Source organism: Rhodococcus sp. H-CA8f, assembly GCF_002501585.1.
GTDB lineage: Bacteria > Actinomycetota > Actinomycetes > Mycobacteriales > Mycobacteriaceae > Rhodococcus_F > Rhodococcus_F erythropolis.
In genome coordinates this window covers 90,555-104,501 of sequence record NZ_CP023721.1, presented here as the reverse complement: position 1 = coordinate 104,501, position 13,947 = coordinate 90,555, and the positions used below count along the sequence as shown (strand labels likewise).

15 protein-coding genes are annotated in these 13,947 nt (G+C 62.2%); 10 read left to right on the top strand and 5 right to left on the bottom strand.

All coding sequences use genetic code 11. The features are described 5' to 3' along the window. Positions 1-182 precede the first annotated feature (182 nt). The 4 genes from CPI83_RS29450 to CPI83_RS29435 all read left to right on the top strand — a co-directional run bounded on the left by CPI83_RS29450 (position 183) and on the right by CPI83_RS29435 (position 2,289). Positions 183-497 carry a hypothetical protein gene (locus CPI83_RS29450; protein ID WP_097388390.1) on the top strand — a complete coding sequence of 105 codons (315 nt, stop codon included), beginning with the start codon at positions 183-185 and terminating at the stop codon, positions 495-497. Between the two features lie 10 nt (positions 498-507). Continuing rightward, positions 508-1,602, top strand: coding sequence for a PPE family protein (locus CPI83_RS29445; RefSeq protein WP_097388389.1), 1,095 nt, complete (start codon positions 508-510; stop codon positions 1,600-1,602). A 64-nt stretch (positions 1,603-1,666) separates the two neighbouring features. Next, positions 1,667-1,966, top strand: a complete 300-nt coding sequence (locus CPI83_RS29440) for a WXG100 family type VII secretion target (protein ID WP_097388388.1) — start codon at positions 1,667-1,669, stop codon at positions 1,964-1,966. 38 nt (positions 1,967-2,004) lie between these two features. Next, entirely contained in the window at positions 2,005-2,289 is a 285-nt protein-coding gene (locus tag CPI83_RS29435) for a hypothetical protein (protein ID WP_097388387.1), read from the top strand. A 260-nt stretch (positions 2,290-2,549) separates the two neighbouring features. Here the strand turns inward: CPI83_RS29435 and CPI83_RS29430 are convergent, their stop codons facing one another. Continuing rightward, positions 2,550-3,467, bottom strand: coding sequence for an ESX secretion-associated protein EspG (locus CPI83_RS29430; protein ID WP_157920662.1), 918 nt, complete (start codon positions 3,465-3,467; stop codon positions 2,550-2,552). Between the two features lie 11 nt (positions 3,468-3,478). Continuing rightward, the gene (locus tag CPI83_RS29425; protein ID WP_097388385.1) at positions 3,479-4,069 is read right to left on the bottom strand and encodes a hypothetical protein; all 591 of its coding nucleotides are present in this window, start codon (positions 4,067-4,069) and stop codon (positions 3,479-3,481) included. Between the two features lie 82 nt (positions 4,070-4,151). Here CPI83_RS29425 and CPI83_RS30650 point away from each other — a divergent pair, with 82 nt between their 5' ends. Both CPI83_RS30650 and CPI83_RS29415 read left to right on the top strand, forming a co-directional pair. Further along, positions 4,152-4,715 (top strand): hypothetical protein, encoded by a 564-nt coding sequence (locus tag CPI83_RS30650; RefSeq protein ID WP_157920661.1) that lies wholly within the window; start codon positions 4,152-4,154, stop codon positions 4,713-4,715. Between the two features lie 423 nt (positions 4,716-5,138). Next, complete coding sequence (locus CPI83_RS29415) at positions 5,139-5,435, top strand: hypothetical protein (protein WP_157920660.1); 297 nt, start codon at positions 5,139-5,141, stop codon at positions 5,433-5,435. A 96-nt stretch (positions 5,436-5,531) separates the two neighbouring features. On the opposite strand, the gene CPI83_RS29410 is transcribed toward CPI83_RS29415, so the two are convergent. From CPI83_RS29410 to CPI83_RS29400, 3 genes are read right to left on the bottom strand one after another with little or no spacing between them, the layout of a single operon-like run. Continuing rightward, positions 5,532-7,484, bottom strand: coding sequence for an FtsK/SpoIIIE domain-containing protein (locus tag CPI83_RS29410; protein WP_097388382.1), 1,953 nt, complete (start codon positions 7,482-7,484; stop codon positions 5,532-5,534). A 1-nt stretch (position 7,485) separates the two neighbouring features. Then, complete coding sequence (locus CPI83_RS29405; protein ID WP_097388381.1) at positions 7,486-7,812, bottom strand: hypothetical protein; 327 nt, start codon at positions 7,810-7,812, stop codon at positions 7,486-7,488. Between the two features lie 40 nt (positions 7,813-7,852). Then, on the bottom strand, positions 7,853-8,497 hold the full coding sequence (locus CPI83_RS29400; RefSeq protein WP_157920659.1) for a hypothetical protein: 645 nt from the start codon (positions 8,495-8,497) through the stop codon (positions 7,853-7,855). Positions 8,498-8,717: 220 nt separating this feature from the next. Here CPI83_RS29400 and CPI83_RS29395 point away from each other — a divergent pair, with 220 nt between their 5' ends. The 4 genes from CPI83_RS29395 (at position 8,718) to CPI83_RS29380 (ending at position 13,699) form a co-directional block, all read left to right on the top strand. Beyond that, on the top strand, positions 8,718-9,242 hold the full coding sequence (locus CPI83_RS29395; protein ID WP_097388379.1) for a 3'-5' exonuclease: 525 nt from the start codon (positions 8,718-8,720) through the stop codon (positions 9,240-9,242). Positions 9,243-9,329: 87 nt separating this feature from the next. Next, a complete protein-coding gene (locus tag CPI83_RS29390) occupies positions 9,330-10,127 on the top strand; it encodes a hypothetical protein (RefSeq protein ID WP_097388378.1) in 798 nt (265 codons plus the stop codon). 126 nt (positions 10,128-10,253) lie between these two features. Beyond that, positions 10,254-10,550, top strand: coding sequence for a hypothetical protein (locus CPI83_RS29385; RefSeq protein ID WP_157920658.1), 297 nt, complete (start codon positions 10,254-10,256; stop codon positions 10,548-10,550). A 515-nt stretch (positions 10,551-11,065) separates the two neighbouring features. Next, the gene (locus CPI83_RS29380) at positions 11,066-13,699 is read left to right on the top strand and encodes a DEAD/DEAH box helicase (protein ID WP_157920657.1); all 2,634 of its coding nucleotides are present in this window, start codon (positions 11,066-11,068) and stop codon (positions 13,697-13,699) included. The last annotated feature ends 248 nt before the right edge of the window (positions 13,700-13,947 follow it).

Sequence of the window (13,947 nt, the reverse complement as noted above, 5' to 3'; positions counted from 1 at the left end):
ACCCTCAAAGAGATTGAGAGGTTGATGAGTTGCCAGGCCGCGACAAATGAACACATCAAATGGGCCGAGTCCACGTAGTCTGAAGTGCAAAGTGGGGATGATCTGAGGGATAACTGTCGGTACCATCCCCATTGTTCGGTAAAACCGATCTGACGAGCATCAAGTAATGAGGAGGGGCCATCATGACAGCAGTAGGAATGGCATCAGTAGCGGGCGTTCAGGCTGGTGCGTCCGCAGTCAGCGCCATCGAAGGACAGGTCAGCGGAACGCACGAGCTCGTGCACGCAGTCGCGGCAGCGATTGTTCCGCCCACGCAGGACTCCGCCTCGTACCTCGCCTCGGTGCGCCAGGGAACCAACGTCGAAGGCTTCTCCAACGCCCTCCGCGCTGGTCTGGCGCAGCAGCAAGGTCTGGCGCAGGTCGTGGGATCCGCTGCCACGACCACCGCAATCCAAGACGAGCTGAACGCGGCAGCCGCGACAGCAATCTCGGTCTAGGAGAAAACAAGTGGGTGCTGAGCCGTGGGGGTTGTATCCGCCGGAGATCAACTCCGGTCGATACGACGCCGGAATTGGTCCAGCAACGTGGTTCGCTGGCGCGGTCGAATGGGCAGCCTTCGCAGGGCTGGTTGCCGAGGCGCAAGCAGCCCTGGGAGTGCAGGTCGGGTCGATCACGGGACAGTGGGAAGGTCTCGCATCGCAGAAGACCAGTGCCGCTGCGGTGCCGTTCATCACCTGGCTCCACGAGATGGGCGGCATCGCCACCCTCAACGCGCAACGCAACTTCGCCGTTGTTCAGGCTTATGCCACCGGCCGGGCGGCGATGGTGCCGACACCGGTCATCATCGCCAACCGGATCGCAGCGAGAACCGCCCAGGTGCTCGGTGCAATGGGTGCGGTGAACACCGAAATGGTGCGCCTGGAAATCGAATACGCATCATTCTGGACGCACAACGCCGGAGTGATGACCTCCTACGATGCCGCCGTGACCGCAGCGACGGCACCGACGCCGATTCCCCCACCTCCGCCGCTGGTGGTCGATGCAGTCCCCGGCGGCGGAATCCAAGGACAGCTGCAGAATCTCGCCCAGCAAGCCGGAGGGGCAAACCCGATGGGGATGGGGCGCTCGATGATGCAGGGCATCCCGAGCCAATACGCAGGTCCCTCACTCAACAACTCGTCGTCGCTGGCGCGTGTTCTCGGTTCGGGCGCTGGAACAGGTGCAGCGTTCGGAGGTCGCGGAGCATCGATGGGCGGCGGAGGCGCCGGTGCAGGTGCCAGGGGTGCGGGCGGCGGTATGTCCGGCGGTTTCAGCGGCCTGCTGACTCCGCCGCTGACAGCGTTCAACGCCCCGAATATGGGCGTCGGTGGTGGAGCCGGATCCGCTTTCGGTGGCGTCCAGAATGCCGCCTCTGTTGCGCGACCGGCTGCGCCGATGATGCCGCCAATGGGCCGCGGATCGCAGTTGCAAAAGGATGTAGAAGAGCGCGATCGAGAAACAATTATCGCGGCCGATCAAGAGTTTGCTGACACGCTCGTAAAGACACCAAATGAAGCCGCGAAATTTGGTGAAGAAATTTCCGTACCTGCTCATCTACGATGAGCAATCAGGGGTGGAAAACCATCGAGTAACACCACCCGACACCGAACTCGATAAGGGGTAAAGAATGTCCACACCGGTAAAGCTCAGTGCACCCGACGCGCGCGCAATCGCTGCCGAACTGCTCAGCGGCAACGATCAGCTCGAGGCTTCGAGCAAGGCTCTCGCGAGCATCGCCAGCGACCTGTCTGTCGCAGGCATGCAGGGTGAAGCGGGCCGCGCAGTTGCCCGCAAGCAGGAGGAGCTGACGCAGCGCGCAGGGGAACTGATCAAGACCTCCCGCGAGCAGGCTGAAGGGCTCAACAACTACGCCAATCTGGTCGAGCAGACGCAGGCTGAGGACGCTGCCGCAGCCAACGCTGTCTGATCGACTTCCATCCCTCCATCTGCTGAAAGTAGGAAATCATGACGATCAATTACAACCCCGGCCAGATCGAAGCTGCGCTCGCAGCCGTCGACGGACAGGCCCGCGAGTTCGAAGACGGCGCTGCCCGTATCGAAGCAGGCTTCAAGCGACTGGCTGATCTGTCGGAGGGTGTCGCGATCCAGGCGGCTACCGACACGCAGAACAAGTCCAACGCGCTCCGTCAGGAGACCAAGGCGAACGTTCTCACCCTGAAGGCGACCGCGCAGGCTTCGCTCGACAAGGTGCGCTCGCAGGACCAGCAGTACTCGGGCATCATCGCCTGATCTCGACAGCAAGAATTTCGCCGCAGCAACACCCCAGGAATCATCGGGGAGTTGCTGCGGCGAAGTCGTTTTACGTGCCGTTGATCGGGGCGGGGAGCGTGCCATCCGCGCGAGGCCGGATATGTCAGCATGCAGGGCCGATCGGTATTTACCGGGTAAACGCTGCACGCTGTTAGAGCGTGATGAACCGTCGCGGACGGGGGAGCGCTTACCCGGGGAATCGAGCGAAAGAATGCCTGGACGAGTTCGGGTGGGGGCTGTCAGTACCCGGCGAGGGCCGAGAGCATCGGACGTGCCGGGAGTCGCGACAAGAAGGTCAGCGACTTGCGAACCTCTTCGACCGTCGCGGGCGCCAACGTCTTCCACAAGTTCCCGTCACCGGTCTTCTGGACACCGCCGACCGACACACCCGCATTGTGGAAGTAGTCGATCGTTGTCGTGCCCTCGCTCAGCATGCGTTGAGCTCCACCGATGTAGGCGATATGAGTGGCGGCGATGTGGTCGAGTTGGAGGAACTTCTCGACCGCCATGATGGTGCGAGAAGGGATCTCGGCTTTCCTGAGCGCATCGGCGAATCTGCTGACCGTCAACTTGTGGTCACGCTGAGCCTGCGTGTCGTCACTGTCCGGCAGCGGGGATCGGGCCGGGGCGCGATTGAGCAGCTCCGCCGGAAAAGACACCGCCGGAATCTTCGCCGGTGACCACTGCTTGTCGGGGTCGCCGACCCGGAGCAGCTCACGGGCCGCGACCAACGCCAACGGATCCCCTGTCGCGGACATCGACAGATCGACGTGTTCCCCGGCGCGCACCGCCGTCACCGTCGTCGGCCCACTCGCGGCCACGACCACGTACACCCGTGGAGTGCTCGGCAGCGACTGTCGCATGTACTCCATCCACATCTCGTCCAGATCGAACGTCACCTGCTGGCGTTGGTTGTGCAGCAAGATCACCGCGGTGAACGCATTCTCGTACCGGAACAGCGGATCGAGCAGCGAACGAGCTTGCTCCGTCAGCGCACCACGTGTATCGAGCAGTGACGCCGCGACGAGCTGCTGGTCGACGATGGACGCCACATCGTCGGGGACCTCGGTGATGTTCGGACCGAGTTCGGCGAGAGGGTGTGGATAGAACTGGCTGAGGCGAGCCAGGTGGAGAGAGGTCAACATGGCGTGAGTCACGGATGATCCTTTCAAGAGCTGCACTGGTCCGCGAGGACGGCGCTGAGTTCGGTCACGGTGTCGTCGTCGGCCGCGGTAAGGATTCCACGTTGTGTGAGATCGACGATGCCGGTGATAGCTGCAAGGGTGTAGCCGGTCTGTGCTGAGCTGGTGTACGTCTCGGAAATGGTCGCCGGATCGGTGTCCACCGTCTGCGTGACCATCTGGCCAGCAGTGGAGTTCGCGAACGCGATGATGCTGTCGTACGCGGCCGGATCGATGCCGTTCGCAATCTCTTGGCTACGCCACGCGATCCACGCCCAGGCCGTCTCGACGTCGGTGCGCGGGGGAACGGTTTCGACGACCTCCTCAAGCGCTACCGCGGTGATCGGGAGGCACGCCTGAAGGTTGACCGCCTGGTCGTCGTCGGAATCAGCTGAATCTTCACTACCGAAGAAACTGGAAACCGCGTTCTGTACGGCTTCGACTGGGGCGAATACAGCGGAGAGGATCAAGCTGAAAACCATGAAAACAGCTCCCAGAGATCCCACGACTATCGCGCAGATAATGACGATCTTGACGATCGCAACATTGCGAATACGCGTGGCGAGAAATGATTTCACCGAATGAACTCCTGACCGAGTAGATAGGAGCAATGCTATCGTCTTCGGGAACGCAATATGTCGACTGATGAAGGTGGTGACGATGAGCTGGGACGCACGCAAGATCGGCCAATGGGCCGTGGCAGGTGTGGTCGTTGTCGGCGTCGTCGCCGGGGCAGTGGTGCTCGCGCAGCCGTCCGATTCCCCCGGGCAGCCCACCGCAGCGCCGTCGTCGACCACCGCCTCCGAGATCAGCGCCGCACCCGGCGTCGATCCGAGCGCGAAGACCTTGACTTTGCCGATCGCGGAATCGGTGTGGGCGGAAAGCTGGCAGGCGCGGGAAACGAAGAACGCCGCCGCATACGAGGCATCTACCTGCGAGAAGTACATTTCCGACGAGACTTCGCTGCGGCGAGCCGCCGACACCGCGGATCTGCTTGCAGCGTTCGAGGAGTCGAAGAAGTACCGCCCTCCGTGGGCGATCCAGGACAGCGAATTGCTGGACGTGGACTTCCAAGGCGGGATCCTCGGACGGTTGCGCACCGAAGCCACGGTGACGGACAACCGCAACGTCCCGCCGACGACAGATCGCAGGGTCGTGGAGTACGACATGACCTACAAGGACGGCCGCTGGAAGCTCTGCCCCAGCATGACGCCACTCGGGTAACGACTCTGTCTCTCATGGCCCGTGAAATGCCGATTTCTAAACGGCCTTTGCTGGTCGCGCACTGACTGCGGAAGCGGCCTATGAATGCTCGATCGCGGGAGGGCGATAAACCGCCCTATGAAGCGGCTCAATGCGAACGCGGTCGACGACCGTAATCGCGGAAGTGAAGCGCCTCGTTTTGTCAGGGAAGCGGGCCAGGTCTACACCTGGCCCGCTTTCCCTTTTCTTCCGATGCAGTCGCAGTCCGGGGACGGCCCCTTTGTGTGCTCGACCGTGGTGCCGGACCCCCTTACCTCTGTGCCCGCACCCCGGAGCGCGGCGTGCGCGAACCAGGTGGGCAGCCGCTAGATTGGACCCAGTCGGTGCGGCAGAACCGCACCATCGACGGCCAGATCCGTCGGCGTTGCGAATGGAGTGGGAAAAATGCAGAACAACTTGCGGGACGTGTGGGGCTTCAATCGCATCTCCCTGGGCAGCCCGGCGGATCCCGCCGTATCCGTCAAGGCCGTCGTCGAGGCGTTGGCCGTCGGCGCGCAGGACCGCGGAATCGATTCCTCACGTCCGTCCGATGCCCTCGACGCCTCCCGCGACGTCATCATCGACGACGTGATCTTCGGCGTCATCGGTGGGCTGCCGCGCGGCACCGACTGGAAGATCGACAACGACACCCTGTATGCCGTGTGGGGTGGCATGACACTCGAAACCTTGATCGCGCAATAGCATTCACGCCGGGACGAATAGTTCATCCCGGCAGATACAACGAAGGCGGGGCCGGTGAGTGATCACCGGCCCCGCCTTCGTACGTACTGCGGTAACTCAGAATCCTTGCTGACGGCGAGGAGCGATCGGCTGCCGCGTCGGTGACGCAACGATGTCAGGCTCCGGATCCGCCACCTGTTCCGGCGCAACCGGGTACTCGAAATCATCGGATGTCATCGAAAAGCCCTCAGTTCCAGCGATATCCGCTGAAGCGTCTTCCTCGTCGTGTTCGATCACAGCTGACTGTCCTTTGCCCGGATCAACCTCACTCTTGTGAAGATCGACCTCCGCCTCAGGTAGACCGTTCACCGGCGCCCGCTCGTCGAAGTCGTCATCGTCGTCATCGAGCTCGTCGAGGGAGTGGATCACCGATCCGTCCGCCGCGTCCCCGCCGCCGAGGTATTCGTCGCACAGCGGATCGTATTTCATCATCGACGGCCGGGTGGTGCCGTCCCGGCCGCTGAGGCGGACAACCGGAAGTTTGTACAGGTCGTCGAGTTCGTCTCCGTAATCCGGCCCTTCGACCTTGAACCACAAGCGCGGGTACAGCACCGGAATCCGGTCGCTGGCCTCGCTCTTGTACCGGCGCCATTGTTCCGCCACCTCGGGGTTGGCCGGAGGTTTCGACTCGCCAGGTGAATAGGCGTAGTACGACTGGAACTCGATCGCCGAATTGTTGCCTTCCTCGTCGGACATCAACGCCAAACCACGTCCGCGGTCGCTCTTTTTGATGGTGCCACCAATCCGCTTGGCATCTTTCTGCAGTGCTTCGGGAAACACCTCCGCGATGGTCTTGTCTTCGGGCGGACCGAGTGAGACGCGCAAGCCCAGGTTGCCCAGTAGTGCGCCGGGGATCGTGGAGCGGTAGGCCTCCTGCGTGGACAGGATGAGGTGCACCTTGAACTCGCGGCCGACGCGGGTGATGAACAGCAGGTCCTGCTCGAATGCCTCATGGCCGTACTCCGCCTTGACGTTTGCGAGCATCGTCGCGTACTCGTCGAGGAGCAGCAACAAGGGGGGACGCTGGAACGGGTCCTGATGCCCAGCCCGTTTGCGCAGTTTCGCGTCCTTCTGGCGCCCGCGTAGCTCGTCGGCGACCATGCGCACCATCCGAACGTGGTCCGCGGTGCGCTGGGAGATCGCCACGATGCCGCGCTGGCGGTGCAGGCCTTCGTAGTCGGTGCCTTTGCCGTCGCCGAGGAACAACATCCAGCCAGCGACTCGGAAGTGTTCGATCACCGCGCGGGCGAACACCGACTTACCTGAACCCGTGCCGCCGATGAACAAGCAGTGGGGCAACTTCGCGAGATCGATCTCGAGAACGTCGCCAGAAGAGGTGACACCCAACCGCATTCGGAAATCCGGGTACAGACTGAGTGCGTCTTTGACGTCCTGGGGAATGTAATGCGGGATCGGTGGGGTGATGACGGATGGGAATCCGGCCTTGCGGGTGAATGTCATCGTGTCGGATTGCGCGTCGGTGGCGAAGTTCCAGTACCCGCCGACCGATTGCGTCAGTTGCGTGTAGATCGAGAGACGAACATTTTCCTTGGCGAACAGACCGGCTTTGGTGGCTCGGACACGGAACGAGGTGTACTCCCCGGTCTCTTCGTCCTGGACGAGGGGATGGGTGATCACGATCGACAGTCCGTCGCTGACCTGCTGTAATCGGCTGATGAACTTGTCCGTAGGAAGTGGCACCTCCTCGACCTCCGGCATCGCCGGGACCATGGCGGGTGCGAACTCCTCCGGCGCAGGTGCCGTGGCAGGCCCGGCTGCTTCGCTGCGCGGACTGCCGCCGCTGCGCACGCGGCGTGAGGCCCACCAGGATGCGCAGGCGCCAGCAGTGAAGAGGCCGTAGAACGTCGCCAGCGAGGTCGTGTCGAGCTGCTGACTGGGAAGGTCGACCACTGCCCGCGCCAGTAGTGATCCGCCGACCATCATCGTCTGCCCGACCGCCGCGGCTGTGAGCGTGCCTGCCAGCGGGGCGCGGGCGGAATCGGGAATCATGTCAGCTCTCCGGGAACTGCCAGGCAGTTGCCGGGAAACCGGGTATCTGCAGGTTCGCGCAGGCGGCTTCGACTTCCTCGGGGGTCGCGTCGACTTCCACGGTGCAGGTGATCGCCATGTAGGAAGAGTCGATCACCTCGCCGTCGAGCATCGTCGGGAGGTTGAGCGGCTCGACGCCCTTGCCGAACACGCCGATGACGGGAAGGTTCACCGCCGCGCACCCTTCTCGGATCGCGACCTGGTACTCACGGGTTTTGCCCGTGAGCGCATCTCCGAGAAGCAGATGCAGCGGAAGCGCTGCTGTCTTCAAACGGAAAACTGTCGACACGAAATGACCTCCTCGAATGGGGTACTCGATAACCAGGAAGTCATCGAGAAATTGTCAGTCCCCATTGTGTCATGTATGGAGCGATTGGAATCACGAAGGCGTCGCCGGATTCGTTGGTGGTAACACCAGAAACAATGCCCGCCGCCCACAAAGAACCATCTTCTGATATAGCCCACACCGGGGAGCCTGAATCGCCGTGATCGCTACCTCCGCTCATCGTGAAGAATCCCGCCTCCGCGGGGGCTGTCAACAAACCACACACCAGGCCAGACGCAATCCCTCGCTTGCACAGCAGCGGCTGAGTCCTGTTGATCTCCTCCGGTGTGATCGCGCCACGGATATCCCCGATGCCCGGCAACTTGCTGAATACGCGCAGCTCAGTGGTGATGTTGATCAAGGCGATGTCGCCCTGTCCATGCTGGGTCACCACGCCGACCGCCTGCCGATTCGTCGTCGTCAACTTCTGTTCCACCTTGCCGCAATGAGCCGCCGTGACCCCACGCGCGTAGCCGTCCGAGCCGGTGAACAAGAAACCGAGCGTGCAGGTGTCGGTCGTTCCGTCGACCGAAACGGCAACCAGGGGATCGGCCGGAGACAAAATCCCCGGCGCGGCACCGGAAACGCCGGGATTCAAAGCCAGGAGAATGGTCGTCGAAGCCAACGCAAATGCAGGTCGAAAATCCATGTAGAGAACCTAATCTGACGGCAAAGGATAGGGGCAGGTGATTAACGATACCGAAGCGTCCGACAAGTTCATCGGGATAAGAAGAAAGCGACATGTCGGACGGTGCTGATAAACATCTTCCTATGTCCGGAACAGATGAAGTGGAGGGTGCGCAGATGCGTAATCGACCCGGAGCGCGCGCCGCGACGCTCACGTCATCTGTGGCCCGTCAGGATGTCCGATGAACGCCGCCCCTGACGCCGTCGACCAGGCGCGACAGATACTCGCCGCTGGTCGGTACTGCATCCTCGACGTCGAAACGACAGACCTCGAAGGCTCGATCGTCGAGGTGGCCGTCATCGCGGCCGACACCGGCGAGGTGTTGTTCGACGAGCTCGTCAACCCCGGCAGCGTCGCGATGAGTGCGGAAGCGGCGGCTGTGCACGGAATACAGGAGAGCGACCTCGTCGGCGCCCGGCAATGGCTTCACGTGTACCCAGACCTCGCCACCGCGATCGGTGACCGTCACATCGCGGCCTACAACTCCAACTTCGACTTCGGTCGAATCGTCCATGACTGCAACCGAATAGGCATGGACGCGGGGCGTATAGGCGACCCCGGACGGTGGATGTGCCTGATGGACTTGAGGTCCTCTGCGCACGGCGGGGATACTCGCCTGCGTCTGGACGGCGGGCACCGCGCGCTCGGTGACGTCCGCGCGGCCCGTCTCGTGCTGCAGTCGATCGCGGGTGGAGTTGCCTGCTGAGCCGTAGGCGGGAATGCCCAGCCTCTTGTTTCATTGTCGAGACACTTATGTCCCGTATGCGGAACAAATCTGGGTTATGGTGAAGATATGAACCTTCGCCAGTTCGTCGAACGATCCGCCCTGTGGAACCGTGCAGCCTCCGGGGTGAGCCGCAGCACTCGCCACCGAATCTCCAAAGAATCAGCAGCGCCGACCCTCGACACAATCGAAAAACTTGTGGGAGCTGCCGGATACAGGACTGAAGTGACCGCGTCGTCTTTCACGCCGCTTCCTCGACCACGTCGCCGGGACGAATCGCCGCACTCATCTGAGATCCCAATTCCTCTGTTTGCGAACACCAAAGGCCAACTCGTCGGCGACTTCAAATCCAACGCGGTCCACCACACCAGCGGCCAAGGTGGCACGATCCTCCTCGCGATGCTGGCGCTCGTAGCCCACGGTGTTGGATGGGAGACGTGGATGATCGATCCCAAGGGAGTCGACTCGAAGTACTTCCCCGAATCCGTAGAGATAGCGACCACCGACGACGCCGACTCCCTGCTCCATAGAGCCGAGGAGATGGTCGCTGCCGGTCGAGTGATCGAGCGGCCGATCCTGCTGACAATCGACCTTGCCAGTCACCTTATTGCCAGAAACCCTGAGTACAGCAACCGAATTCAGGCACTGATCGACAACGGGCCGACTGTCGGAATTTATCTCAACATCGGTCTGTCTCCACGTGACAGGCAGCTCACCAACGCGCACCTGCTGCACCTGCCAGTTGGAGACTACGGCGAGGTGACAGTCGATGACACCGTCTGTCGAAGGCCGTGCCTGTTCCTCGACTACATTCTTTATCGCGACTCCACGGACGTTGATTACCGACGATTCCTCGCCTACAGCTGACGCTGCGGCGCCACGGCGACCTCCGACTTGCGATACTGTTTGCGCCGCCGCGCAGTCGAACTGGCGTCAATTGCGCTGCCGTACAATTCGATTCAACACAACGAAATTCGATGGGAGTGAATGGCGATGGCGAAGTACGCCTCGACGCGAGACGAACTGCTGGACCGTATGGTGGCCGACGGATGGGGTAACCGATCGAGTGGGGACGCCGATGCGGCAGGCGGTTCTGTGGCGTTGGTGACGATCAGCGACGCCGAGAAAGCGGAGTGCGTTGACGCGATGTCTGAGGTGCTCGCCGAATTGGGTGTCGAGATGCCCGTCGGCAACTTCATCGTCCGGAGTGAGGCCGGGGAAGTGACTGTTCGGGAGTATCCGAGTGAACCAGCGGCGACCGCAGCGTACCTGGCTCTGGCTGCTGCATAGTCGATATCGCCACGGCAACAACAGGTTTCAGTGCTCTCGTCACTGTGGGTTGCGGCGGCGGCAACGGCACCTGGCGTCCGGGGTGGCTTATGGTGCCCCCTTCGCTCGATTGTCCTGAACCTCTCGGGGTTCAGGGCAATCGTCGTTTCTGGGTGTTTACCCGGTAAACAATGAACCGGAAACGAGTTCGACGTGCGCTGGGAGATCGCGGCCCGCTTGGATGTCAGGGTTATTTACCGGGTAAACGAACGACCCGGGTCTACATTCTGTGCGATCGAGGCGCTCTGGCTTTTGTCTGATTAGTTCCGGATGCCGCCCGCTGTCGAATGGCCACTGACCTGGGTCTTTGCGATGTCCGTTTACCGGGTAAATGTCCTTGAGGGGGTGGGGCCGATCGGCGACAGGGGGTGTGCGATGCAGTGAAAGTCCACATTTATGGACACGCCATACATATTTTGGTGTAAATGCGGTCGGAAATATGTATGGTGTAACCATCCACTAGGGAGGGAATGCTCATGACCACCACCGACGCGCACTGGGGCACATTGCACGAAGCCGTCAGCATCCTCGCAGGAGCATGCGACTACGCCTACGAGCGCGACGGCGCAGGATTCTCGAGCGCCGACGCGGGCATCGGCCACTTCATCGCCGAAGTCCCTCTCGCGGAATGGATTCTGGAATACGTCCTCACCTCCCAGAAGCTCGTCCGCAAGTACCGACGCCAGCTGACCGGACACCCAGCTCTCGACCTGATCAACCACAAATTCGTCCCCGCGACCGACACCATGACCGACGAAGACATCGAAGCGGTGTACATCGGTGCCCGCGAGGTCGCCCGCCGTGGCGGAGAAGTCCACCGCGCCCGCACCCGCATCGCCGCCGGGAGTTCCGTCCACGTAGACGGCACCACCGTCGCACTCTCGTTCCCGTACGACGAAGAACTGATCGAAGAATCACGGGCGATCCCCGGCCGCAGCTATGACCGCGAGACCAAAGCCAACCACTACCCCCTCACCTCGCTGTCTGCCGTCATCGCCTTCGCGGATCGTCACGGCATCAGGGTCGACGACGAAACCCGCACTCTGGCAACCGCTGTCGACGCCAACCCCCGCGCCTACGCCGACCCGAACGTGACCGTGGACGGCAAAGCGTTCAAGATCGTCTGCCCCTTCGTTGATGGCCTGGCGCCAGCGCTGCGCACGCTCAACGGCAACAAGGCCACCTGGGACGGCCCCTCCCGCTCCCACCGCCTTTCCCTGACGTGCGACCGCGGTGCATTCGCTGCACTCCTCGGGAAATTCGACTTGGTCGCGGACGATGATGTCGTCACCCTCCTCGGCCTCACGGCCGTCGAGCCGCACGTCACCCTCGACGGCTCCGCGCTGCTCATCGCCGCCACCAGTGGTATCAACGACGCCGTCTACGATCTCCGGGGCAGCAACCGCGTGACCACCGTCAACGGTGCCTTGCGCATCGGTACGCACGTCGCGCCCGCAGAACTGTTGGCCCATTTCACGACCGCCGGACTGCGGCTCGGGGATGGCGTCGCCGAAGCCCTCGCCAACGAAATCGACACCCAGGCAAGGAATCGAGCCTCTGCCACCGCGGAAACCGGAACAGCAGTAGCGGTCCCTGGCCTCGGAGTCGACCTCTTCCCCCACCAGCATCCGGCAGTCCAGCACATCGTCGATCACCGACGCCTGATCCTCGCGGACGACATGGGACTGGGGAAAACCATTACCGCCCTCGCCTCGGTCGCCGCCGCCGACAGCTTCCCCGTGGTCATCGCCTGCAAACCTGACCTGATCTCGAATTGGCACAAAGAGAGTGCCCGTGCATTGCCCGGACGCAAGATCTACACCGCTGCAGGAATGACTGCCCGCGATATCCCCGCCGACGCCGAGATCGTCATCATCGGATTCACCGCTCTCGCAGCGCTCGCCGAACGCCGCACCCGCACCGCCGCGGACCGATACACCTGGGTGGAGAAGATCGTCGAGTTCGGGCCGCAGGCGTTCATCGTCGACGAAGGACACCTTGGTAAGAACGAGACAGCTGCGCGCTCGCAAGCCATGGCCAAAATCGGGCCCGCCGTCGCAGCTGTCGACGGACTCGTCCTCGACCTGTCAGGAACGCCCCTGGTGAACCGGCCCCGTGAACTCGCCCAGCAGCTCGTCATGCTCGGATATCTCGCCGAGGAAGGCGAAACAGCCACAGACGCCCACTTGTTCGGCGAGTTCGGAGGATTCCTCTACCGGTACTGCGGCCCGGTCAAGAATGACCACGGCACGACATTCAAGGGGCACTCGAACCTCGCCGAACTGCACGACCGGCTCAAAGCATGGGGTCTGTACATTCGTCGTGACGAGTCCGCACTCGACCTGCCGCCCTTCTCGATCCGCATGCTCGAACTCGATCCCGCACTGCTCGATCCCGATGTGATGGAGGAGTACCGGGAGGCAGAAGCGAATGTTCTGGCCTACATCCTTGGCAGTATCCAGAAGGAGGCGAAGGCTAAAGGCGCCGAGCCCACTGCCGAAATGGCCAGAGCTGTGATCAGTGCCCAGAAAGCAGTGCACCTGGTTAAGCAGAACCACTTGCGCCAGATCCTCGGACGGGCGAAGCTGCCAGCAGTCAAGGCGCTGGTAGCCGAGCAGGTGTCGGCGGGCGAGAAGGTCATGATCGCTGCGCACCACGCCGATGTCGTCGGGGAATACGCCGATAGCTTCGGCGGGTTGACCATCCGCGGCGGGCAGAGCGCAGCGGAGAAGGACGACGACAAGCTCGCGTTCCAGACCGCACCACTTACGGACGCCCCAGTGATCACCGTCTCGATCGGCGCCGGAGGCGTCGGGCACACACTCACCGCCGCCCGCATAGGAGTCCAGGCCGAACTGTGCTGGACTCCGGGAGAACTGAAGCAGATGGCTAAGAGGATCCACCGCATCGGGCAGGACCGGCCAGTGGACTACATTGTTCCGGTCGTCCCCAACAGCAATGACACGCTGATGTGGGCGATGCTGGGCGGCAAACAACTCGTCCTCGACGCCGTGATCGACGGGGTGGAATTGAGCGAGGACAGGGACGAGGAAGACGGGGCCGTCGCGATCGCGATGGCTATGGCCCAGACCGCCCTGGCCAATGCGTAACCCGCTCCACCCGACCTGAACAGCGAAACTGGAAAGGCCCACGACATGTCCCAGCTCTTCAATATCAGCTTCGTCGAAGACAACTTCGTTCGGTCGAAACGAGCCTCCCGAACAGGACCACGGTCTTCATCCACGACGACGGCACCATCGTCGTCTGAATCGGAGGCAAGGTCGAAAACCTGACGTCCATCGACTCCCGCGACCGCGGAACCGACGTCACCACCGTCTCTTTCAAGATCGGTGACCGA